General features: G+C 67.7%; 20 protein-coding genes and 1 pseudogene. 11 read left to right on the top strand and 10 right to left on the bottom strand.

The genetic code is table 11. From position 1 onward, the window contains the following. The first annotated feature begins 25 nt into the window (after positions 1–25). On the top strand, positions 26–1,009 hold the full coding sequence (locus tag A9310_RS17530) for an LLM class F420-dependent oxidoreductase (RefSeq protein ID WP_065631747.1): 984 nt from the start codon (positions 26–28) through the stop codon (positions 1,007–1,009). A gap of 223 nt (positions 1,010–1,232) precedes the next feature. Here the strand turns inward: A9310_RS17530 and A9310_RS17535 are convergent, their stop codons facing one another. Continuing rightward, positions 1,233–2,399 (bottom strand): pyridoxal phosphate-dependent aminotransferase, encoded by a 1,167-nt coding sequence (locus A9310_RS17535; RefSeq protein WP_065631748.1) that lies wholly within the window; start codon positions 2,397–2,399, stop codon positions 1,233–1,235. Between the two features lie 97 nt (positions 2,400–2,496). On the opposite strand from A9310_RS17535, the gene A9310_RS17540 reads away from it, so the two are divergent. From A9310_RS17540 to A9310_RS17550, 3 genes are all read left to right on the top strand, one after another. Continuing rightward, the gene (locus tag A9310_RS17540) at positions 2,497–4,173 is read left to right on the top strand and encodes a serine/threonine-protein kinase (protein WP_065631749.1); all 1,677 of its coding nucleotides are present in this window, start codon (positions 2,497–2,499) and stop codon (positions 4,171–4,173) included. A gap of 126 nt (positions 4,174–4,299) precedes the next feature. Then, positions 4,300–4,572, top strand: a complete 273-nt coding sequence (locus tag A9310_RS17545; RefSeq protein WP_065631750.1) for a type II toxin-antitoxin system Phd/YefM family antitoxin — start codon at positions 4,300–4,302, stop codon at positions 4,570–4,572. Then, entirely contained in the window at positions 4,569–4,973 is a 405-nt protein-coding gene (locus tag A9310_RS17550; protein WP_065631751.1) for a type II toxin-antitoxin system VapC family toxin, read from the top strand. The genes A9310_RS17545 and A9310_RS17550 overlap by 4 nt, the downstream gene beginning before the upstream one ends. A 1-nt stretch (position 4,974) precedes the next feature. Here the strand turns inward: A9310_RS17550 and A9310_RS17555 are convergent, their stop codons facing one another. The 4 genes from A9310_RS17555 to allB all read right to left on the bottom strand — a co-directional run bounded on the left by A9310_RS17555 (position 4,975) and on the right by allB (position 11,447). Continuing rightward, on the bottom strand, positions 4,975–6,642 hold the full coding sequence (locus A9310_RS17555; RefSeq protein WP_321179980.1) for a DNA repair helicase XPB: 1,668 nt from the start codon (positions 6,640–6,642) through the stop codon (positions 4,975–4,977). Between the two features lie 75 nt (positions 6,643–6,717). After that, on the bottom strand, positions 6,718–7,647 hold the full coding sequence (locus A9310_RS17560) for an oxygenase MpaB family protein (protein WP_065631753.1): 930 nt from the start codon (positions 7,645–7,647) through the stop codon (positions 6,718–6,720). Between the two features lie 55 nt (positions 7,648–7,702). After that, positions 7,703–10,051 carry a helicase-associated domain-containing protein gene (locus tag A9310_RS17565; protein WP_065631754.1) on the bottom strand — a complete coding sequence of 783 codons (2,349 nt, stop codon included), beginning with the start codon at positions 10,049–10,051 and terminating at the stop codon, positions 7,703–7,705. A gap of 22 nt (positions 10,052–10,073) precedes the next feature. Further along, a complete protein-coding gene (gene allB / locus A9310_RS17570) occupies positions 10,074–11,447 on the bottom strand; it encodes an allantoinase AllB (protein ID WP_065631755.1) in 1,374 nt (457 codons plus the stop codon). Positions 11,448–11,693: 246 nt separating this feature from the next. Between allB and A9310_RS17575 the strand changes: the two genes are divergently transcribed. Both A9310_RS17575 and A9310_RS17580 read left to right on the top strand, forming a co-directional pair. Further along, positions 11,694–13,205: an NCS1 family nucleobase:cation symporter-1 gene (locus A9310_RS17575; RefSeq protein WP_065631756.1), complete on the top strand. Its 1,512-nt coding sequence runs from the start codon at positions 11,694–11,696 to the stop codon at positions 13,203–13,205. An 18-nt stretch (positions 13,206–13,223) separates the two neighbouring features. After that, positions 13,224–13,946: an aspartate/glutamate racemase family protein gene (locus A9310_RS17580; protein WP_065631757.1), complete on the top strand. Its 723-nt coding sequence runs from the start codon at positions 13,224–13,226 to the stop codon at positions 13,944–13,946. On the opposite strand, the gene A9310_RS17585 is transcribed toward A9310_RS17580, so the two are convergent. Continuing rightward, positions 13,943–14,551 (bottom strand): TIGR03086 family metal-binding protein, encoded by a 609-nt coding sequence (locus tag A9310_RS17585; protein ID WP_065631758.1) that lies wholly within the window; start codon positions 14,549–14,551, stop codon positions 13,943–13,945. The genes A9310_RS17580 and A9310_RS17585 overlap by 4 nt on opposite strands. Positions 14,552–14,644: 93 nt before the next feature. Here A9310_RS17585 and A9310_RS17590 point away from each other — a divergent pair, with 93 nt between their 5' ends. Next, entirely contained in the window at positions 14,645–15,409 is a 765-nt protein-coding gene (locus tag A9310_RS17590) for an alpha/beta fold hydrolase (protein WP_065631759.1), read from the top strand. A gap of 10 nt (positions 15,410–15,419) precedes the next feature. Here the strand turns inward: A9310_RS17590 and A9310_RS17595 are convergent, their stop codons facing one another. Together A9310_RS17595 and A9310_RS17600 are read right to left on the bottom strand one after the other, a co-directional pair. Next, on the bottom strand, positions 15,420–15,830 hold the full coding sequence (locus tag A9310_RS17595) for an STAS domain-containing protein (protein WP_065631760.1): 411 nt from the start codon (positions 15,828–15,830) through the stop codon (positions 15,420–15,422). An 87-nt stretch (positions 15,831–15,917) separates the two neighbouring features. Then, positions 15,918–16,373: a hypothetical protein gene (locus A9310_RS17600; protein WP_254661291.1), complete on the bottom strand. Its 456-nt coding sequence runs from the start codon at positions 16,371–16,373 to the stop codon at positions 15,918–15,920. A 94-nt stretch (positions 16,374–16,467) separates the two neighbouring features. Between A9310_RS17600 and A9310_RS17605 the strand changes: the two genes are divergently transcribed. From A9310_RS17605 to A9310_RS17620, 4 genes are all read left to right on the top strand, one after another. Continuing rightward, positions 16,468–16,860 carry a helix-turn-helix domain-containing protein gene (locus A9310_RS17605; protein WP_065631765.1) on the top strand — a complete coding sequence of 131 codons (393 nt, stop codon included), beginning with the start codon at positions 16,468–16,470 and terminating at the stop codon, positions 16,858–16,860. 146 nt (positions 16,861–17,006) lie between these two features. After that, the gene (locus tag A9310_RS17610) at positions 17,007–17,324 is read left to right on the top strand and encodes an AraC family transcriptional regulator ligand-binding domain-containing protein (protein WP_065631761.1); all 318 of its coding nucleotides are present in this window, start codon (positions 17,007–17,009) and stop codon (positions 17,322–17,324) included. Between the two features lie 23 nt (positions 17,325–17,347). Then, positions 17,348–17,566, top strand: a complete 219-nt coding sequence (locus A9310_RS26640; RefSeq protein ID WP_065631762.1) for a helix-turn-helix domain-containing protein — start codon at positions 17,348–17,350, stop codon at positions 17,564–17,566. Positions 17,567–17,718: 152 nt separating this feature from the next. Further along, positions 17,719–19,113: an HNH endonuclease signature motif containing protein gene (locus A9310_RS17620; protein WP_065631766.1), complete on the top strand. Its 1,395-nt coding sequence runs from the start codon at positions 17,719–17,721 to the stop codon at positions 19,111–19,113. A 17-nt stretch (positions 19,114–19,130) separates the two neighbouring features. Here A9310_RS17620 and A9310_RS17625 read toward each other — a convergent pair. Further along, a pseudogene (locus A9310_RS17625) lies at positions 19,131–19,391 on the bottom strand (alpha/beta hydrolase family protein); the annotation flags it as partial. Between the two features lie 42 nt (positions 19,392–19,433). Further along, on the bottom strand, positions 19,434–19,701 hold a 268-nt coding region (locus A9310_RS17630), incomplete at its 5' end, for an IS3 family transposase (RefSeq protein WP_254661292.1).

The following is a 19,701-nucleotide window of genomic DNA, read 5'->3' on the forward strand; positions in this document are numbered from 1 at the left end:
ACCGATCCCGCATAAGTTGGACCGCATGCGATTCGGACTCTTCATTCCCCAGGGCTGGCGTCTCGATCTCGTGGGTGTGGAACCTGCGGACCAGTGGGGGGTGATGTCGTCGGTCGCCGACCGCGCCGAGTCGGGCGGCTGGGACTCGATCTGGGTGTACGACCACTTCCACACCGTCCCGCTGCCCACCGACGAGGCCACGCATGAGGCGTGGACTCTCGTGGCCGCCCTGGCCGCCACCACGAGTCGGGTCGAGATCGGCCAGATGTGCACCGCGATGGGTTATCGCAACCCGATGTACCTCGCGAAGGTCGCCGCCACCGCGGACCTGATCTCCGGCGGTCGCGTGCAGATGGGCATCGGTGGCGGCTGGTACGAACACGAATGGCGTGCATACGGTTACGGATTCCCGTCGGCGGGTGAGCGGCTGGCGCGGCTCGACGAGGGAGTGCAGATCATGAAGCAGGCCTGGGAGACCGGACGGGCGACGCTCGACGGCAAGCACTACACCGTCGACGACGCCATCTGCGCCCCGCAGCCCACGGCTGGGCGGCTGCCACTATGGATCGCCGGCGGCGGGGAGAAGAAGACGTTGCGGATCGCGGCGAAGTACGCCGACTACACCAACTTCGACGGCACGCCGGACGGGTTCGCGCACAAATCGTCGGTCCTGCAACAACATTGTGCCGACCTCGCACGCGACTTCGAGTCGATCACCCGCTCGGCCAATTACAACGTGATGCTCGGCGAGACCGAGGCCGACGTGGAGCGCAAGCTCACCGACCTCGAGGCGCGGTTGAGCAATATCGTCGGACCCGACGCGGCGTCCGGCAGCATGGGCGCGTTCCGGGGGATGCCTGCGGTCGGGACGCCTGAACAGGTCGCCGAGAACCTTCGCGGGCTCGCCGACGCCGGGATGTCCTACGGGATCTGCTACTTCCCGAACATCGCCGTCGACCGCGAGGACCTCGAGATGTTCGAGCAGCGGGTGATCCCGGCGTTGCGCTGAGCCGCACTGCCCCGCCCGCTGGCCGAGCCTCCTTCCGCTGGCCGAGCTTGTCGAGGTCACCAAGTGGCTTCGACTCGGCGCCTCGCTGCGCTCGGGGCCGGCTCAACCAGCGGGGATGGTCGCCAAGTGGCTTCGACTCGGCGCCTCGCTCCGCTCGGGGCCGGCTCAACCAGCGGGTGTCGGGGCCGGCTCAACCAAGGGGGGCCGGCTCAACCAGCGGGAATCAGAGCCGGCGCAACCGCTCGGCGGCCTCGGCGATCACCTCGTCGCGTTTGGCGAAGGCGAACCGGAGCATGTGGTGCCAGGGTTCGCGGTCGTCGGTGAACACACTGACCGGCACCGCGGCCACGCCGATGCGTTCGGGCAGCGATCGGCAGAACTCGATGCCGTCGTCGACGCCGAGGGGGCGAGGGTCGGCGCAGACGAAATAGGTTGCCTCGCTGCGGTGTACGACGAAGCCGGCGTCGGACAGCGCGGTCGAGATCAGGTCGCGTTTGGCCTGCAGCCCCCGCGCCGACTCGCGGACCCAGTCCAACTCGTGCTCCAGCGCGTGCGCCACCGCGGGTTGGAACGGCCCGGAGCCGACATAGGACATGTACTGCTTCGCCGTCCGCGCCGCGGCGACGAGTTCGGGCGGACCGCTCACCCAGCCGACCTTCCAGCCGGTGCAGTTGAAGGTCTTGCCGGAGCTGGAGATCCGCAGGGTGCGTGCCCGCATACCCGGCAGCGCCGCGAGCGGGGTGTGCGTCCGTCCGTCGAAGACGAGGTATTCGTAGACCTCGTCGGTGACGGCGATGACGTCGTGCTCGACGCACAGCCGTGCGATCTCGGCGAGGTCGTCGGTCGACAGCACGGTCCCCGTCGGATTGTGTGGGCTGTTCACCACCACCATCGACGTCTTCGGTCCGAAGGCCGTGGCGAGACGGTCGCGATCCAAGCGGAAGCCGTCGCCGTCGGGGACCAGCGGCACGACGCGCCGCACACCCCCGGCCATCGCGACAGCGGCGGCGTAGGCGTCGTAGTAGGGCTCGATCATGATGACCTCGTCACCCGGCTCCACCAGACCGACGACGGCACCGGCGATCGCCTCGGTCGCGCCGACCGTGATCAACACCTCGCGGTCGGGGTCATAGTCCAGGCCATACCGGTCACGCTGCTGCCGCGCGACCGCGTGCCGCAACTCCGGCACACCGATACCCGGCGGGTACTGATTGCGACCGTCGCTGATGGCCTCGCGCGCGGCATCGAGCATCGATGCCGGCCCGTCGGTGTCGGGAAAGCCCTGTCCGAGGTTCACGGCGTTGTGCTCGACGGCCAGCGCCGACATCTCGGCGAAGATCGTCGTGGTGAACGGACGCAGGCGGTCGACTGTCCGGTTCGCGGATGACATGTTCCCACAGTGGCACAGGTCCTCTCTTCAACGGTCGCGGTGGGCGCTGCGGGGGTGACAGACTGACCCCAGTCGCCGACACGGGTGAGGAGGAGCGATGCCGCGCAATCCCGGCGAGCACTTCGCCGGCTACACCATCATCCGACTCGTCGGCCGGGGTGGCATGGGCGAGATCTACCTTGCGCGGCACCCGCACCTGCCACGGAACGAGGCGCTGAAGGTACTGCCCGCCGATCTCAGTCGCGACCCGATGTACCGGCAGCGGTTCGTCAAAGAGGCCGAGCACGCCTCGAGCGTCGTCCACCCGTCGATCGTGACGATCTTCAATTCCGGTGAGTACGACGGCCACCTGTGGATCGCGATGGAGTACATCGACGGCATCGACGCGCTGAAGCTGCTTCGGCAGAACCCGCGGGGACTCGACACCGCGACGGTGATCGCGATCGTGCGCGCGGTGGGCGCCGCGCTCGACCGGGCCCACGCGACCGGGCTGCTCCATCGCGACGTCAAGCCGGCCAACATCCTGCTGCAGGGCGCGGGTGGTCCGGAGCCGCGAGTGTTGCTCGCGGACTTCGGGATCGCCAAGTCGGAGCAGGACGTCAGTCATCTCACCTCGACCAACGTCTTCCTCGGCACCGTCGCGTATGCCTCACCCGAACAGTTGCTCGGCGATCCGGTCGACGGCCGCGCCGACCAGTACGCGCTCGCGGCCACCGTCTTCGAACTGCTCACCGGGCGGCCGCCGTTCCAGGGTGCCGGCACCGCGTCGATCATCGCCGGCCACCTGCAGGCGATGCCGCCGCGACCGTCCACCCTGCGTCCGGGTATCTCGGGCGATGTCGACGCGGTGTTCGGTCGCGCCCTCGCGAAAGAGCCGGACCGCCGGTACGGGTCGTGCCGCGACTTCGCCGTCGACCTCGAACGCGCGCTCACCGTTCCTCAGCTGTCCAAGGAGCCGACGGTGCGCGCACCGTCGCCCGTGCCGCCGGTTCCGGTGGCCCCGCCCGTTCCGGTGAACCCCGTGGCCTATCCGCAAGGGCCGCAGCAGTATTCGCCTTACCAGTCGCAACCGGGGGCCTACCTCGGCGGGTTCCCCTCGCAGGGTGGCTACGCGCCACCACCACCGAAGAAGCGGTCCGGGCTGCTGATCGCACTGGGGTCACTCGCGGCCGTCCTCGTTCTCGCGATCGCGGCAGGGGTCGTCTACGTCGCGACGCAGGTGTCGAGCGCCCCGACCGCGAGCGACACCTCGACGTCGCGCTCCATTACGGCCGCTGGACCGCAGACCCCGACCTCCGGCGCCGGCACGTCTGCTCCCCGCACCACCGACTCCTCCACGTCGCCGGTCAACGGACCGGGTGACGTGCAGGTCGGCGAGTGCATCGGCATCGCGACCGACGCCGCGTCGGCGACGAGCGTGAACGCGTCGAAAGTCGACTGCGACTCGGCCGGTCTCAACTTCTACACCGCCTCGAAGATCGCCGCGTCGTCGTCGTGCGCGAGCCCGCAGAACTCGACGCTCACCTTTCCGGGTAGCTCCGACAAGGTCTGTCTCACACCGAATTTCTACGAGGATCTGTGTTACCTGGTGCCGCTGTCGGGCGGCTCCCTCGCCGACTACCGGGAAGCCCCCTGTACGAGCGCCGCAACGGCGCAGACCGTCCTCGCCCGTGTCACGACGCGGTCGGATGCGTCGGTGACTTGCTCGGGCGAGGAGACGAAGTGGGCCTTCTACGAGCCGGAGTCGATCGGGTACTGCCTCGTAGAGATCTGACCCTTCGAGGCTCGTCGCTATCGCTCCTCGCACCTCAGGGAGCGGAAAGTGAGGCTCCTCCGCAAGCTCCGGGCGCTCCTCGGGGAGCACGGGGTCAAGTAGCACTTCAGGTGCTACCCTGCAGGAATGAGGACGATCGGTATCCGCGAGCTCAGGCAGCACGCCTCGCAGTATCTGGCGCAAGTCGAGGCCGGGGAAGAGTTGGCCATCACCAACCGCGGCCGCACGGTTGCGCGGTTGGTCCCGGTGTCTGCGGGGGAAAGAAGTAGAGACGCGCTCATCGAGGCCGGGATACTCGTGCCGGCCCGCAGTGCGGGCGGCATAACCGGGCTGCACCCCGAGACGTTGCCGACGCGCGCGCTCACCGAAGTCCTCGACCAGGTTCGCGAGGATCGTTGATCTATCTCGACACCTCAGCGATGGTGAAACTCGTGGTGCGCGAGGCCGAGACCGCACCGCTGATCGAGTGGTTCGCGCTGCATCCAGGGGTCCCGACCGTGACGAGTGCGCTCGGACGAGTCGAATTGATGCGCACCGCGTTGCGTGATGGCAGCCCGGGCCTTCATGAGCGAGCGCGTGATCTCCTCGATGCTCTGGACGTGATCCCGCTGAGCGCCGCCGTCATCGACATCGCCGAATCGATCGGCCCGTCCTCGCTGCGCTCGCTCGACGCCTTGCACTTGGCCTCGGCAACCGTGATCCGCGCCGAGATGACCGCGTTCGTCGCCTACGACCAACGACTCACGGGGGGTGCGTCTGCGCTCGGTTATCCGGTGGTCGCTCCAGGCGCCGAGTTGTGACTCAGCCGGCTGAACCCTCACCGATCGTCGGGCCGAGGAGGTCGTCGGCGTCGGTGATGCGGTAGGCGTATCCCTGCTCGGCGAGGAACCGTTGGCGGTGCGCGGCGTAGTCGGCGTCGAGGGTGTCGCGCGACACCACCGAGTAGAAATGCGCCTGTCCGCCATCGCGTTTCGGGCGCAACAGCCGGCCGAGCCGCTGGGCCTCCTCCTGGCGCGACCCGAACGTCCCCGACACCTGCACCGCGACCGACGCCTCAGGCAGGTCGATGGAGAAGTTCGCCACCTTGGACACGACAAGGGTCTGCAACTCGCCGGAGCGGAACCGGTCGAACAGGACCTCGCGTTCCTTGTTCTTCGTCGATCCCTGGATCACCGGGGCGTCGAGTTCGCGGCCCAGTTCCTCGAGCTGGTCGATGTAGGCGCCGATGATCAGGGTCTGCTGACCCCGGTGCTTGTCGAGGATCGCCTTGACCACGTTGACCTTGGTGTGGGCCGTCGAGCAGAGCTTGTACTTCTCCTCGGGCTCGGCGACCGCGTACTGCAGACGCTCCTCGTCGGTCAGCGTCACCCGGACCTCGACGCAGTCGGCCGGCGCGATCCACCCCTGCGCCTCGATGTCCTTCCACGGGGCGTCGTAGCGCTTGGGTCCGATCAGGCTGAAGACGTCGCCCTCGCGGCCGTCCTCGCGGACCAGGGTCGCGGTGAGGCCGAGTCGACGACGCGATTGCAGGTCGGCGGTCATCCGGAAGACGGGTGCGGGGAGGAGATGGACCTCGTCGTAGATGATCAGACCCCAGTCGCGGGAGTCGAACAGGTCGAGATTCTTGTACTCGCCCTTCGACTTCCGCGTCATCACCTGGTACGTGGCGATGGTGACGGGACGGATCTCCTTGCGCTCGCCCGAGTACTCGCCGATTTCCTCCTCGGTGAGCGTCGTGCGCGCGATGAGTTCACGTTTCCACTGGCGGCCCGCCACCGTGTTGGTCACCAGGATCAGCGTCGTCGCGCCGGCCTTGGCCATCGCCGCCGCGCCGACCATCGTCTTGCCGGCACCACAGGGGAGCACCACCACGCCCGAGCCGCCGGCCCAGAACGAGTCGGCTGCCATCTCCTGGTAGTCACGCAGCTGCCAGTCGTCCTGGGCGAGGTCGATGGCGTGTGCCTCGCCGTCGACGTACCCGGCGAGGTCCTCGGCCGGCCAGCCGACCTTCAGCAGCACCTGCTTGAGGCGACCGCGCTCGGACGGGTGCACGATCACCGTGTCGTCGTCGATGCGCGCACCCAGCATCGGGGCGACCTTCTTGTTGCGCATCACCTCGATGAGGACCGCCTGGTCGAGGCTGACGAGGGTCAACCCGTGCGCCGGATGCTTGACCAGTTGCAGGCGACCGAACCGGCCCATGGTGTCCACGACGTCCATCAGCAGCGGCTGGGGCACCGCGTACCGCGAGTACGTCACGAGTGCATCGACGACCTGTTCGGCGTCGTGACCTGCGGCGCGGGCGTTCCACAGCGCGAGCGGGGTGACCCGGTAGGTGTGGACGTGCTCGGGGGCGCGTTCGAGTTCGGCGAAGGGTGCGATCGCCGCGCGCGCCGCCGCGGCGTCGGGGTGATCCACCTCGAGCAGCAGCGTCTTGTCGGATTGCACGATCAGGGGTCCATCGGTCACCCGCTCCATTGTCCAGATCGCACCGACGATTGTCAGCGTCGGGCCTGCGCTGTGACGCGAGAGACCCCGGCGAAGTCAGAAGACCGGGATGCCGAGCTTGCGACGGACCCGCAGGTCGATGATGTTGAGCCGGAAGATCCCGCGCAGAACGGGTGCCACCAGTGGGTCGACGCGGCGGAAGCCGGCAAGCGCCCGCTGATAGCGGCGTTCGTCGCGTTCGGTCCACCGCCACCGCATCATCGTGCGGAACTCCGGCGGCAACCCGGCCTTGATCGCGTAGGCGAGCGACGGCCCGATCGTGGCGTGGAGCAGCGTGCCGAGCTTTCCGACCCGGTACTCCAGGAAAGACAGGTCGGCGAGGCTGCGGAGCTCGTCGCGCACCGGGTCGTCGATGCGCAGTGAGGACAATTCGGCGTTCCAGTAGACGAGCAGTTCGTCGTAGGTCGCCGGCCACTTGTCCCGGGGAACGTTGAGTGCGGTGCCCAGCGGGTGCGCCTCGTCGAGCACCATCTGCTTCTCCTCGGCGCTCAGCGGACCGTAGAGCAGTTCGTACTGGTCGATGAAGTACTTGAGCAGACACACCGCGACCCACAGCTGCAGACGCGAGTCGTTCCCGCTGTAGCGAACGGGACTCGACTGGGTGGAGTACACCTCGTCGTGGATGCGGCCGACGGCCTCGTGGACGTAGGCCTTGTCGTCGTCGGAGCCCATCAGTGCGACGGCGAGGAACGTGCCGGTGGTGCGCCCCCGTTTGATGGGCCGCTTGATCGCATTGCCCGACGGCACGCGGCTCTCGTGGACGCCGTACCCGACCTTCGGATTGGCGAGCTGCATGATCACGTTGGTGCCGGCGAGAGAAGGCCCGATGGCGGTGACCAGATCGACCGGCCGCTTCACCCGGCGACGCTTCGGCGCGGGTTTCATCCGCGCGACGAGGTCGTGCTGGTAGGTGTCGGCGACGAGGCCGAGATGTTCGCGAGCGGGGAGTTTCGGTGCCGCGGTCATACCCGAGGCTACCAAGGATGAGACGTCTTTCACAGGATGTCTCTACCCGCTGGACTCAGGCGTCGAGCAGTTCGACGCTGGTGAGGCGGTGCAGCGAGAACCGCTGCTCGTCATCGCTGCCCTCCTCGACGGCGACGAGTTGGCCGGCGCCGAGGATCTTCGGGGTCACCACATGCCGGCTCGCCGATCCCTGTGCGTCGACGTATCCCACGCGCAGCCTGCGGTTGGCGCGCAGTGCGAGCTGGATGAGCGCGGTGGCGGATTCGCCTCCGCCGCTCGCCCGCACCGGGGTCGTCGTGACGGCGCCGCGCACCGGGGTCGCCGCCGCCGCCCGGTCGGTCGAGCGGATGCGGGTCACCACCGACCGCAGCTGTGCCTCCGACGGCGCGTTCCGGCGTGGCTGGGCCTGCCGACGTGCCCGCGACACCGAAACCCGGCTGCCGCGTTCGCGGAGGTCGACCAGGGCTCCGGACGAATCTTCGCCCGCCGGAGCGAATCCCGCCGCCCGTAGCTGATCGATGACGTCGCGGACCTCCGACGGTGACACCGCGACCGTGGGGGCCAGTGCGCGAAGCGCGAGCGGTTCGGCGGCCGCACTGCGCAGCACGGCGGCGAGCACCGTCGGGTCCTCGCAGCGGATGAACGCCGACGCGACGCCCACGCGCAACTGGCCGTGGCGTCGTGCGACGTCGTCGATGAGATACGTGAGCGATTGTGGCACCGGGGTTCTCGAGTGTTTCGTGAACATCGAGAGCAGTTCGTTGCTGCTGCGGCCCGCGTCGAGCGCACGGCGCACGCTCTCCGGCGAGACCCGATAGACCGACGCCGCACCACCGGACTCCAGATCGGCGACGAGCTCCACCTGTTCGGCGAGTTCGGGTGTCATCGGGCCGGGGACGGTCAACGTCAGATCGGCCTGGGTCAGGAAGTGGTCCACCGGCTCGGGCAGGGCTTTGCGCATCGCGGCGAGCACCGCCGCGTCGACGTCGGCGGGGTCGGAGTCCGGTGACTCCTCCACTGTGTACGCGCGACCGACGGTGGTCAGGGCGTCGTGTGCGACCAGGCCCAATTCCCGTGCCTCACGCAGGGTCTCGGCGACGACGCGGCGGCTGAAGCGCCGGATCTGACGGGGACGGTGCCAGTGCAGGTTCGCGAGGAGGGTGTCGGCGGGGACGCCCACCGCGGGGTCGGCCTGGGCGAGGGCGGACAGGATGAGCTGACGCTGCACCGGGGCGTAGGCGTCGTGGAGGTCGGAGCCGAGCGTCGGCAGCGCGTTGCCGTCTCGATCGGGTTCGCCGACCTGCCAGGCGCGGCGCGGCATGTGCATCCAGGCGTCGGCCAGCGCGAGCCACTGGCGCTCGCGCGGTTGGTGCAGCCAGGTGTCGGCGGTGGAGGTGGGTGCGAAGGACTGTTCGCCGGAATCGTTGGGCGGCGGGGGATCCGGGAAGCCCGCGTCGATGAGCCGGAGATAGGCGGCGAGTTCGACGAGGAACGCCACCCGCTGTGTCTCGAGACCGGTCAGCTTCGCCAGACGACGGAGCTCGCGGACGCCGAGCGCGCCGGAGCGGAGCACCGCCGCCGGCGTCGCGCCGAGGACCGCGATCAGCTGGGTGAGGTGACGGATGAGTTCGAGTGCCTCGCCGCCGGCAGCGGCGTCGACCGCCTTGGCCCCGAAACGTGGCTTCGCGCCGGGTTCGTGGAGCGGTGGCGGCTCCAACACGTCTGTGCGCCAAGCAGGTTCCTCGCGGAGCACGGCGCCCACCATCGGCGGTAGCTCGACGGTCTGATCGTCGATGCGCGCGAGGAGGCCGGACGAGATCAGTCGGGCGACGGGGGAGGACGGGTCGGCGTCGTGTGCCGCATCTCGACTGCGGCCCAGGGCCGGACCGCGCGCGAGGGTGTGCAGCAGACCGAGGGGCCGTTCGTCGAGATCGGCGATCATCGCCGCGATCTCCTCGCCCGACCGCCCGACGAGCGGACCACTGAGGTGCTTGGCCTTCCACGGCATCGCGGAGTCGACGTGTTCACCGGCGCCGAGGGAGGAGTCCTCGCCCCAGAGGATCGCGCGGCGTCGGAGGAGATCGATCCGGGCGCGGACGGCGGCCGCATCGGCGCGGCCGGACAGGGCCTTGACGATCGTGCTGACCGACGGACGCCGCGACTTCTTCGGGCTGCGGCTGTGGCGGGCGGCGACCTCTTCCAGAACCGCGACGGCGAGGACGTCGAGATCCTCGCCGGCCAGGGCCAACGACGCCGCCGACAGCGCCCGTTGCGCCAGTACCCGGGTCCCCGACGGCGTCGGTGAGGCGAGGTCGGGGCGTTCGAGGAGGAGCTCGGTCAGCGCGTCGTCGGAACGCGCGGCCAACTCATCGGCCAGGCCGGTGTGCTGGTCATCCGAACTCATTCGGCCCAGCTTACCGGGGGAGTCAGACGTCGCCGCGGCGGAGCATGCGACCGCGGGCGGTCTCGAAGTCGACCTTCTGCCCGCGCACCCAGGTCCCCTTGACCACACCGGCGAGTGCCCGGCCGTCGTACGGGCTGACCGGGTTCTTGTGGTGGAGGCGATTGACGTCGACGATCTGCGCGGATTCCGGCTCGAAGACGGCGAAGTCGGCGTCGCAGCCGAGGGCGATGCGACCCTTGGTCGGCAGGCCGGCGAGGTCGGCGGGTTTCGACGCCATCCACTCGATGACCTGCGGCAGGTCGATGCCGCGCTTCTTTGCCTCGGACCAGATGAGCGACAGCCCGAGCTGAAGCGAGGCGACCCCACCCCATGCGACGCCGAAGTCGCCGTTCTCGGGGTCCTTGAGGTCGACGGTCGAGGGCGAGTGGTCGGAGACGATGCAGTCGATGGTGCCGGCCAGCAGCCCCTCCCACAGCAGTTCACGGTTGCCGGCCTCGCGGATGGGCGGGCAGCACTTGAAGGCCGTCGCGCCGTTGGGTACCTCTTCGGCCAGCAGGGTGAGGTAATGCGGGCAGGTCTCGACAGTGATCTTCACACCGTCGCGCTTCGCGCTGGCCAGCATCGGCAGCGCGTCCGACGACGACAGGTGGAGGACATGGGCGCGGACGCCGGTCCAGCGCGCCCGCTCGATGACCTCCGCGATCGCCAGGTTCTCGGCGCCGCGCGGACGGGACGCGAGGAAGCGGGTGTACTCATCGCCCTCGGGGGAGGGGGCCTTGTCGATGGCGCGGGAGTCCTCGGCGTGGACGATCATCAGCGAGTCGAACTCGGCGAGTTTGGCCATGTCGGCTTCCATCTCGTCGGCCGTCAGGTGCGGGAACTCGTCCACTCCCGAGTGCAGCAGAAAGCACTTGAAGCCGAACACACCCGCGTCGTGCAGGCCGCGCAGATCGTCCTCGTTGCCCGGGATGGCGCCGCCCCAGAATCCGACGTCGATGTGCGTCTTACCTTGTGCCGCAGCACGTTTCTCGGCCAACGCGTCGACGTTCACGGTCGGCGGGATCGAGTTGAGCGGCATGTCGATGAGCGTGGTGACACCACCCGCGGCCGCAGCCCGGGTGGCCGAGTCGAAACCCTCCCACTCGGTGCGCCCGGGCTCGTTGACGTGTACGTGGGTGTCCACGAGTCCGGGGATCATGACCTGATCGTCGGCGAGCTCGATGACCTCGGCCCCGGTCAGCCCGCTGCCGAGGGGCTCGATCGCGACGATCCGGCCGTCGCGGATACCGATCTCGCGCGCCACGATCCCGGCCGTGGTGAGAGTCTGTTCACCCCGCACGACCAGGTCGAACGGTGCGTCGGAAGTAGCGGCCGGGGCATCGGGTGCTGCGGTCATGGGGCGGGACTCCTTGCTGGTGCCGTGTCCGGTGTCGTTCCAGAGACTAACCCAGGTGATTCCTCATCATGGAATGAAGCTGCGTCATTTCGGAACTCAACTCGCGAGTAGGCCGGTGTCGTGCTATTGACAACGGCCTCAATCGTCAGGCTAACTGTCACGAACGCGGAAACTTCATTCCACATCACGGAACTCCGCGAGTGTAGGAGCGCGGTCATCGATGACCGTCCGACCGAAAGTGCAGACATGAGCACTGAGCAGCACACAGCCCCCGTCGACGGACCGGTTTCGGAGGTCACCGGCACCGTCCCGGCCGGGCTGAGTCCGAAGCTGTACAACGACGACCTGGCACCGACCAGCCGCGTCGGACGACGCTGGAACACCTACAACATCTTCACGTTGTGGGCCAACGACGTACACAGTCTCGGCAACTACGCCTTCGCCATCGGTCTGTTCGCGCTCGGGCTCGGCGGGTGGCAGATCCTGACCGCCCTGGTGCTGGGTGGGGTGTTCCTCTTCCTGCTGCTGAATCTCTCCGGCTTCATGGGGGAGAAGACGGGCGTGCCGTTCCCGGTCATGAGCCGCATCTCGTTCGGGTTCCGCGGCGCGCAGATCCCCGCCCTCATCCGCGGTGGGGTGGCGATCGCGTGGTTCGGCATCCAGACCTACCTCGCGTCGGTCGTCCTGCGAATCATGCTGGTGGCGCTGTTCCCCGGCGCCGCCGACCTGGACACCAATCGTTTCCTCGGGCTCTCCACCCTGGGCTGGATCTCGTTCGTCTCGCTGTGGGTGATCCAGGTGGTCATCGTCAGTTACGGCATGGAGATGATCCGTCGCTACGAGGCCTTCGCCGGTCCGGTCATCCTGGTCACCATGGTCGCCCTGGCCGTCTGGATGCTGAGCAACGCCGACTGGACCATCGCGTGGTCGACGCCCGATTCGCTGACCGGCGTGGACATGTGGCTCCAGATCATCGGCGGCGCGAGCCTGTGGGTGGCGATCTACGGGACCTTCGTCCTCAACTTCTGCGACTTCACCCGCAACGCAGAATCGCGAAAAGCGATCGTGCGCGGGAACTTCTGGGGCATCCCGCTGAACATGCTGCTCTTCGGCGCCATCGTGATCACCCTCGCCGGAGCGCAGTTCCGCATCAACGGCACCGTCATCGAGTCGCCGTCGGACATCGTCCAGACCGTTCCCAACACGTTCCTGCTGGTGCTGGCCTGCCTCGCGCTGCTGATCCTCACTGTCGCCGTGAACCTCATGGCCAACTTCGTCGCGCCGATCTACGCGCTGTCCAACCTGTTCCCGCGCCACCTCGACTTCCGGCGCGCGGCGCTCGTCGCCGCGATCATCGGCTTGGTCATCCTGCCGTGGAACCTCTACAACTCGCCGGCGGTGATCAACTACTTCCTCGGCGGACTCGGTGCCCTTCTCGGCCCGCTGTTCGGTATCGTCATGGCCGATTACTGGCTCGTCCGCCGTTCGCGAATCGACGTGCCCGCGTTGTTCACCGAGGCGCCGGGCGCCGCCTACCACTACCGGAACGGGGTCAACATGCGGGCGATCCTCGCGCTCGTCCCGACTGCGGCCATCGCCCTGGTGATGGCCTTCGTCCCGGCCTTCGAGGTGATCTCGGAGTTCTCCTGGTTCATCGGCGCCGGTCTCGGTGCGATCGTGTACCTGGCGGTCGCCGACCGTCGCGGTCCGTTCGCCGAGGTGTCGGGCGAGTCGATCTCCGTCGCCAGCACTCACTGACCCACAAAGGACATCACCGTGCGCATCCTGGTCGCCAACGTCAACACCACCGTGTCGATGACCGAGGCCATCGCCGACTCGGCCCGCTCGGTCGCCTCCCCGGGGACCGAGATCGTGGGGATCACACCGCGTTTCGGCGCCGACTCGTGTGAGGGGAACTTCGAGTCCTACCTCGCCGCGATCGCCGTGATGGACGCGATCCTCGCCTACCCCGAACCGTATGACGCGGTCATCCAGGCCGGTTACGGCGAACACGGCCGAGAGGGACTCCAGGAGCTCCTCGAGGTGCCGGTCGTCGACATCACCGAGGCCGCGGCGTCGACGGCGATGTATCTGGGACACCGCTTCTCGGTGGTGACGACCCTGGACCGGACGGTCCCGCTCATCGAGGACCGGCTCAAGCTCGCCGGCCTCGACCAGCGGTGCGCATCGGTGCGGGCGTCGGGACTCGGTGTGCTGGAACTCGAGTCGGACCCGGAGCGGGCCGTGAAGGCGATCGTGGAACAGTCCACGCGTGCGGTCACCGACGACCACGCCGAGGTGATCTGCCTCGGGTGCGGCGGGATGGCCGAACTCGAGGAGCAGGTCCGCGAGGCGACCGGGGTACCGATCGTCGACGGCGTGCGGGCGGCGGTCACGATCGCCGAAGGTCTTGTCCGAATGGGTCTCTCGACGTCGAAGGTCCGGACCTACGCCCCGCCGCGGGAGAAGAAGATCACCGGCTGGCCGTTCAACCGCTAGTCCGCCTTCGCCGCGTGCGGCCACCGGGGATCCCGTCCGGTCAGGCCGGCGAGGCGGTCGACGAGGGGTGCGTCGTCGGGTACCTCGACCACCGGCCCGAACATGCCGTCGCGCTCTTCCTGCGGTTGGGGTGGGTGGTGGAGGTCGAAGACGACCTGGAGGATGTCGTCGGAGATGTCGAACGGGATGCCCATGGCACGTGCGATGTCCCAGCCGTGCAGCACGAGTTCCGACAGCGCTACGAGTCCCATGATCTCGGCCGGCAGTTCGACACCGCCCGCCCGGGTCATGCCGTCCCAGGCGGCGGGGTCATCCCAGGAGTCGGCGAGGTCGTGGACGTGGCGACGCAGGTCGTCACGCCACTGCGTCGAGAGCTGACTCTGCGCCGGGTCCGGCGGCGTCGAGGTCAGCGGTCCGAAGTCCTTCCGCGCCGCGGCCGCGAAGGCCTGGGACAGGCCGTCGACGTGAGCGACCAGCGCGGCGAGATCCATGTCGCCGCAGGGGGTCGGACGGTCCAGGTCGGCGTCGGCGACCCTGTCGGTCAGAGCGAGCATGTGATCGGCGGCCGCCGATATCGATGGTGCTCGGGTGGTGTCGGTGGGCATGGGACTCCCTCTCGTCGTGTGCACTCGACAGGGCTGACCCGCTCGACGCCGGTTTCTCATCGGCGGCACCGATGCCCCCCGTACGGTGGTCACGTGACCTCTCCCATCCGCGAGTACACGACCATCAGTCATCCGACGCCGAATACCCGTGTCTGGCATGAGATCCAGGGCGACGGGCAACCGCTCGTGCTGCTCCACGGCGCCTTCTCGGGTGCGTCGTCGTGGGGCGGGCAGGTGCCGGCCCTGGTGGACGCGGGGTGGAAGGTGTTCTGTCCGGAACGTCACGGTCACGGACACAGCCCGGACGTGACCGACGAGTTCCACTACGCGGACATGGCCGAGGAGACGATCGCGTACCTCGACGAAGTGGTCGGTGGTCCCGCCGAGATCGTCGGGTGGAGCGATGGCGCGGTGGTGGGCGTGCTGGTCGCGTTGCGGCGGCCCGACCTGGTCCGGCATCTGGTCCTGATCGGCCAGTACTACAACAGTTCGGGCCGGGCGGTCGGCGGCATCCTCGACGCGCTCGATTCCGCCGACGACGAGCTGATGGAGTTTTTCGCTGCCGACTACGCGTCGGAATCCCCGGACGGGGCAGAGCATTTCCAGGTCGTCTTCGACAAGACGATGGCGATGATCAACTCCGAACCCGAGATCGATCTCGGTGATCTGGCCGCGATCACTGCACCGACGCTGGTCATGCAGGGTGACCGCGACGAGGTGACCCTCGAGCACAGCGGCGACGTCGTCGGCGTCATTCCGGGTGCCCGGCTGGCCGTGATCCCCGGGACGCACCTCATCCCGATCGAGGCGCCGCAGGCGGTGAACGCGGTTCTCGTCCAGTTTCTCGGCGCGGAGTGAGCCGGCGCCCTCAGTCCGGGACCATCGCCGAGAACGCGTCGGCCAGGGTGGCGTAGAGGTCGAGAGTGTCATCCAGGCCCGTCAGCCGCAGGGGCCGAGTGATGGCGGGATGCCCGCCGACGACGCCGAACCGGCCGCCGGCCGGGGTGACGGCCGCGTGTGCGGCGAGGAGCGCGGCGATGCCGGACGACGCGAGGAAGTCGGTGGCGGTGAGATCGACGATCAGCCCCCGGGGTCGCTCGCTCACTGCTTCCAGCACGGCCGCACCCAACTGCGGGACGGTGAGCAGGYCGATGCTGCCGTGCACGGTCAGGACGATGAGTTGATCGCGCTGCGTCGAGACCACCGCCATCGCGCGACCTGCCCGGGACGCGTCCTGGTCATCGTCGACGACCACCGGTCCGAAGCTGTCTGCCCTCATGTAGCCCTGCCTCCCTGTTCGCTCGAAGTCACCCGTCCGTGAGATGGCAGCGCCTCGAGGTCCGCCTGGTGGCGTCGGCAGTTGGCTTCACCGGTGCCTTGGTGTGTCCTCGATATGACGTTCGGCGCCGTCGAAGACGCGGATGGCTGCGTGCCCCTCCCCGAGCACCGCGACATACCCGGCGACAGCTACTGCGCTGATGAGGAGCAGGTACCAGCCGGCAGCGTGATCGAAGGCCAGCAGGTAGAGCGCGGTCAGTGTCGCGGCGCAGATCGCCGCGGGCGGCAGTGCCGGAAGCCATCGTCTGTCTCGCAGGACGAGTATCGCCGCCTGACACTGCACGGCGATCTGCATCAGGGCCAGGAGCGCCCCGGCGCCGGCCATCCCGAGCAACCCCGGCAGTGTTCCGGTGTCGGAGAGGGCCGCAGTCGCGACGGTCGCGAGAATCGCGACCGAGCCGAGGGTTGCTCCGACCGTCGGGGAGGTGAAGCGCGCGAAGTCCTGGTCTACAGAGTTCTCGGGGTTGTCGACGGAAAGGTGCATGACTTCTGTCTAACGCCTGATGCACTTCGGCGTTAGTATGCACAATATTGTCCATATGGACGAGGATGTCCACGCCGACGGCAGGGGTCTGACGATGGAGAACGAGGGCGAGTCCGTTCTGCGCGACCCGGTTCGACGTGCCTACGAGGTGTGCCCCGTCGAGGTGAGCGTCGCCGTGCTCGGCGGTTCATGGAAGATGACCATCGTCAAGAACCTTCTCGAGGGGCCGATGCGATACGGCGCCCTCGGGCGGGCAGTCGGTCCGGTCACGCCACGAGTGCTCACCCGCCAGCTACGTGAACTCGAATGCGACGGCATCGTGCAGCGCACGGCCTATCCCGAAGTCCCACCGAGAGTTGAGTACTCGCTCACCGAACAGGGACGGGCGCTGCGCCCCTTCGTCACCGCCCTCAACGAGTGGGGTAAGACCTACGCGACCGAGGTGATCGAACCCAAGGTCGCGCAGCGGGAGAGTGCGGCGAGCTGAGTCGAGGTCGGAGTTGGTCCGAGGAGGCGTCAACACAGCGGACCTCCCGGCGACTGCGGCAGCCGCCGCGCCGGCGACCTCCGAGCCATCGAGTCATTGAGCCCTTCGCTCCACGTCACCGTACGAAGCGTCGGGGCTCAGAAGGAATGACCGCTGGGACGAAAGCCGAATCCGGGCTACAACCGGCCGATCTGGAGGACGACGATCTCGAGGTCGAGGCGGTTCAAGAGTTGGCCGTTGCGCGCAACCTCGTCGAAACCTGCGGCGTTCGACCCGGTCTCGGCACCGAGATGGCGACGCGCCTCTCGCTCACCAACTTCGGTTTGCTCGGATTCGCAATGCTCAGCAGTGCGAATGCGCGGGAGGCGCTTTGGGTCGCCCCGCAGGCGCTGCAGATAGGCAACCGGTTCGTCGACATCAGCGTCGACATGGGTCAGTCGGTCGGACATATCGAGTTGCTTTGACGAGACACCCTGCCCGTCTGAACATGGGCCGCCGAACACTGCACCGACGCCTCGAACAGGAGGGGACAACCTTTCGGGTCCTGACCGAGGAGGTTCGTCATGAGGTCGCGGTCGGCGTCCTCGGCGTCCTCGGCGTCACCGTTCAGGAGGCCGCCTCGCGTCTGGGCTACTCGATTGCCGCGGCCTCCAGCCGATCCTTCACCCGGTGGACGGGCAACCCTCCCAGTACTTATAGAAGGTGATCCCGAAGTGTTCCGCGGAACACTCTCGACCTCGGGTTGAGGCCCCGTGGGATTGTCGGTGCCGCGCGTTACCTTGTTTGTGTACTTCTCGTCCGGTTCAGGGGGTTGGCATGGGGGTCAGTGCTTTTCGTTGCGGTGGGGATGTGTCGTCGATGTTCGACGATGCGGATCCGGTCTCATTGACGGATGAGGTGCTCGAGGCGCGGGTGCTGGGATATGCGGCTCAGATCACGGCGCTGACAGCGGAATTCCTTGAACTGGTGGCAGAACTGGATGAGCGGGAGTCGTGGCGGGGGCCGGGGATTCATTCGCTGGCGCACTGGTTGTCGTGGAAGGCCGGCATTGCACCGCGAACGGCGCATGAGCAGTTGAGGGTCGCCAAGGCGATACGAGAATTGCCGGCGATCCGCACGGCGTTTCGCGAGGGTCGGCTGACGTATTCGAAGGTCCGCGCCCTGACACGGGTGGCTACGCCGGAGCGGGAGGCGGAGTTGGTGAATCTGGCGTTGTCGTGCACGGCGAGTCAGTTGGATCGGGCGGTACGGGCGATGGGCCAGGTCGACCGCAACTGTGGCGTCGAAGAGGAAAGCCGGCCGCCGGTGGAGTCGACGGGCCGGTGGAAGTGGAACGATGACGGGTCGTTGTCGGTGTCGCTGCGGTTGAGTCCGTTGGATGGGGCGCGGTTTTTGGCCGGGACGGTGCGTGCGGAGTATGAACGCACCCGGACCTGCGATGATCCGGATCTACCGTCGGCTGAGAGTGTTCCGCGGAACACTGACGCCGGTTCGGCACCTGAGGATTCGGAGGTGGTTCCGTCTCGGCGTCGGGATCTGTGGCGGCAGGTGCCGTCGAATGTTGCGCCGGCGGTGGTGGCGATGGCCGACATGGTGCATGACGGGATCGCGATGCCCGATCTTGCGCCGGGTGCGGAGATCCTGATTCATGCCGGTGACGGGGTGGAGTCGGCTCATCTCGATGACGGTCCGGCGTTGTCGGAGGCCGAGGTGGACGAAGCCCGGTGCGGGGCGTCGACTCGGGATGTGGTGAGTCGCCGGGTTCCCGGGCAGCCCGGCAAGCTGGCGTTGTTGGGGGTGGGGCGTCGGAAGCGGGTGCCGAACAAAGCCCTGATCAGGGCGTTGTTCGTGCGGGATCGGTGTTGTCAGGTGCCGGGGTGTGGTCGGACGCGTCATCTGCATGCCCATCATGTGCAGTTGTGGTCGGCGGGTGGGCGGACGGATCCGGACAATCTGATCTTGTTGTGTGGGTCGTGTCATCGGGCGTTGCATCGGGGGGAGTTCGCGATCACCGCACACGGTGAACAGCGGTTCAGCTTTCATCGCCCGGACGGCACCGAGATCGACGTGGCGCCAAAGACTTCGAAGCCGCCGGAGTGGCAGCCGAACCCTCGAATCGATACAGAGGCGACGGTCCCGATCGGCGGTGGTCGGATGGATCTGGGTTACACCACCGAAGTGCTGTACGCGGTGTGGGAATGGAAGCAGCACAACGAAACTCGCTCGACACCATGGGGTCGAGCGGCTGCGTAGCGACCCCGGGACACCAGCTACTCGTCGCGCAATTCGTCGATGTCGGCTCGCGCGATCTCGGTGAGCCGGTCGAGGATTCGTGTGTAGGCGGGGGACTGACGATGGACGAGTGAGGTGTGCGTTTCGCCGTCGAACAGGTGTAGATCAGTCGAGCCACCAGCAGCGTCGAGGGCGCGCGTGTACCGGCGGGAGTTGTCCGGATCGACATCGGTGTCGGCCAGTCCGTGGAACAGGGTGACCGGAAGCGCGGGGTCGAGGTTGCGGATGGGATCCACCGAGTCATAGCGGTCTGAATCGCCCCGGGTTTGCTGGGGGCTCGTTTACTTGGTTCCAGCGACTGCCGGGACCGGGTTCTCACGGTAGCTGGTGACTGTGTGGGTCGACCAGTAGGTGGTCTCGTACTCGACGGGTGGGACGTGCCCGATCTCGCCGTGCAGGCGGCGGTGGTTGAACCAGTCGATGTACTCGGCGACGGCGATCTCGACCTCGCCGACACCGCCCCAGCCACCGCGAGGGCGCATGACTGGGTTACGGATACACTCGGCCTTGAACAACGAGTTGAACGCCTCGGCCATCGCATTGTCGTAC

Source organism: Gordonia sp. UCD-TK1 (assembly GCF_001691435.1).
GTDB lineage: Bacteria > Actinomycetota > Actinomycetes > Mycobacteriales > Mycobacteriaceae > Gordonia > Gordonia hongkongensis.

Coding starts and splice junctions, on each gene's coding strand:
- A9310_RS17565 (WP_065631754.1), bottom strand. CDS start 10,051: ATGAGTTCGGATGACCAGCACACCGGCCTGGCCGATGAGTTGGCCGCG.
- A9310_RS17530 (WP_065631747.1), top strand. CDS start 26: ATGCGATTCGGACTCTTCATTCCCCAGGGCTGGCGTCTCGATCTCGTG.
- A9310_RS17540 (WP_065631749.1), top strand. CDS start 2,497: ATGCCGCGCAATCCCGGCGAGCACTTCGCCGGCTACACCATCATCCGA.
- A9310_RS17600 (WP_254661291.1), bottom strand. CDS start 16,373: ATGCACCTTTCCGTCGACAACCCCGAGAACTCTGTAGACCAGGACTTC.
- A9310_RS17575 (WP_065631756.1), top strand. CDS start 11,694: ATGAGCACTGAGCAGCACACAGCCCCCGTCGACGGACCGGTTTCGGAG.
- A9310_RS17545 (WP_065631750.1), top strand. CDS start 4,300: ATGAGGACGATCGGTATCCGCGAGCTCAGGCAGCACGCCTCGCAGTAT.
- allB (WP_065631755.1), bottom strand. CDS start 11,447: ATGACCGCAGCACCCGATGCCCCGGCCGCTACTTCCGACGCACCGTTC.
- A9310_RS17620 (WP_065631766.1), top strand. CDS start 17,719: ATGTTCGACGATGCGGATCCGGTCTCATTGACGGATGAGGTGCTCGAG.
- A9310_RS17605 (WP_065631765.1), top strand. CDS start 16,468: ATGGAGAACGAGGGCGAGTCCGTTCTGCGCGACCCGGTTCGACGTGCC.
- A9310_RS17585 (WP_065631758.1), bottom strand. CDS start 14,551: ATGCCCACCGACACCACCCGAGCACCATCGATATCGGCGGCCGCCGAT.
- A9310_RS17535 (WP_065631748.1), bottom strand. CDS start 2,399: ATGTCATCCGCGAACCGGACAGTCGACCGCCTGCGTCCGTTCACCACG.
- A9310_RS17610 (WP_065631761.1), top strand. CDS start 17,007: ATGACCGCTGGGACGAAAGCCGAATCCGGGCTACAACCGGCCGATCTG.
- A9310_RS26640 (WP_065631762.1), top strand. CDS start 17,348: ATGGGCCGCCGAACACTGCACCGACGCCTCGAACAGGAGGGGACAACC.
- A9310_RS17560 (WP_065631753.1), bottom strand. CDS start 7,647: ATGACCGCGGCACCGAAACTCCCCGCTCGCGAACATCTCGGCCTCGTC.